At 36.5% G+C, this 1,626-nt stretch carries 2 protein-coding genes; one reads left to right on the top strand and one right to left on the bottom strand.

Translation table 11 applies throughout. The features are described from left to right. The first annotated feature begins 122 nt into the window (after positions 1 to 122). Entirely contained in the window at positions 123 to 335 is a 213-nt protein-coding gene (locus tag KPC_RS19585) for a hypothetical protein (protein WP_121975976.1), read from the top strand. Between the two features lie 146 nt (positions 336 to 481). On the opposite strand, the gene bioB is transcribed toward KPC_RS19585, so the two are convergent. After that, positions 482 to 1,471, bottom strand: coding sequence for a biotin synthase BioB (bioB, locus tag KPC_RS19580; protein ID WP_121975975.1), 990 nt, complete (start codon positions 1,469 to 1,471; stop codon positions 482 to 484). Between the last annotated feature and the right edge of the window lie 155 nt (positions 1,472 to 1,626).

Raw genomic sequence — 1,626 nt, 5'->3', positions numbered from 1 at the left:
GCTATAAATATCATCATATTATGGGTTTGATATGATGATATTCAATTTTATTAGGATAAAAATAATCATTTGTAATTTTCTTGGTTTAAACTATTTCAATCTTAAATTTAAAAATTTTTAGAATGAGTAAAGATTTTAAGGCACAGACATATATTGTTGATGAAAATCTGGCAGATACATTGATATGGCTATGTCACCATCAAGATTGTTTTGATTCTTTTCACTATGACGTAGTAACGCAGGAATTGAAAGTAGAGCATGCAAATGGTATGGATATTATAAAAAAGGGCAGTTATCTAAATGCCAGTTATGGAATCCTCATTACTTCGGTTTAATAAATAAAAAGTCTGTCTGAGTAACACTTTTTTTGAAATCTTTCCAGTCCCTTCTTTTAAAAGGAAGGGACTGGGGGGAATCAGGACAGGCTGATTAAATTTTGTTAACTAACTGGGTTAGTTCTTTTTAGAGATTGGTAAAGCAATTAGCTCGCCATTGCATCAACGGATAGTTCGGCAACTGTTGGTTTGGCTTTTTCTGCTTTTAAGCCAAGTTTATTGAACAGTTGTTTATCTTTACCTTCGCCAGCATTTGGTGTGGTCAACAGTTTTTCACCCGAAAATAGAGAGTTAGCCCCCGCCATAAATGCTAGAGCCTGATCTGAATCAGAAAGTGCCTCCCGACCCGCAGAAAGGCGAATATAACTTGTAGGCATAATGATACGTGCTACAGCAATGGTACGAATCCACTCTGTGACATCGAGTTTTTCGACATCAGCAAGTGGTGTGCCTTCGATAGGTACAAGCATATTGATCGGAACTGATTCGGGATGTGCAGGTAAAGTTGCAAGTTCTTGTAGTAAACCGATACGGTCATTACGATTTTCACCTAACCCTACAATCCCGCCACTGCAAACCTTCATTCCAGCTTTACGTACAAAATCAAGTGTATCCAGCCGGTCATCAAAGGTACGTGTACTGATAATATGAGAATAATATTCACGTGATGTATCTAGGTTGTGATTATAATAATCCAGTCCTGCTTCTTTTAAACGCTCAGCCTGTGACTGATTGAGCATACCTAGAGTCATACAGGTTTCAAGCCCTAAAGCTTTTACCTCTTTAACCATTTCAATGACATATGGCATATCTCGTTCATGTGGATTACGCCATGCAGCTCCCATACAAAAACGAGATGAACCTGAAGCTAAAGCCTCTTTAGCTTCACTAATCACCTTTTCTACAGCAATACGTTTCTCTGCTTCTAATTTTGAGTCATAGTGAGCTGACTGCGAGCAGTATTTGCAATCTTCTGGACATTTCCCCGTTTTAATTGAAAGAAGTGTACTGACTTGAATTGTATTGGCATCAAAGTGTTCACGATGAACTTGTTGCGCCTTAAAAACCAAGTCTAAAAATGGTTGGTCATAGAGTGCCTGTATTTCTTCACGGCTCCAATCATTGCGTACTTGCATGTTTTATCCATTTATTTTCGACATTGATAAAATAATAACTGATTTTTACTATCTGAAAAGGGTAAAAAATTTCAAAATAAATAAAATATCCTATAAAAAGTGTAAGTTTTTATGGGAATGATAATGGTTTATTTGGGTGCAAAGTTACCTATTTT

This window comes from Acinetobacter stercoris, assembly GCF_900323515.1.
Classification (GTDB): Bacteria; Pseudomonadota; Gammaproteobacteria; order Pseudomonadales; family Moraxellaceae; genus Acinetobacter; species Acinetobacter stercoris.
The sequence above is the reverse complement of the archived record's forward strand: the minus strand, read 5'-3'. Positions and strand labels throughout refer to the sequence as shown.

What these genes read in the sequence shown, in the direction of transcription:
- bioB (WP_121975975.1), bottom strand. Translation starts at nt 1,471, where the DNA reads ATGCAAGTACGCAATGATTGGAGCCGTGAAGAAATACAGGCACTCTAT.
- KPC_RS19585 (WP_121975976.1), top strand. Translation starts at nt 123, where the DNA reads ATGAGTAAAGATTTTAAGGCACAGACATATATTGTTGATGAAAATCTG.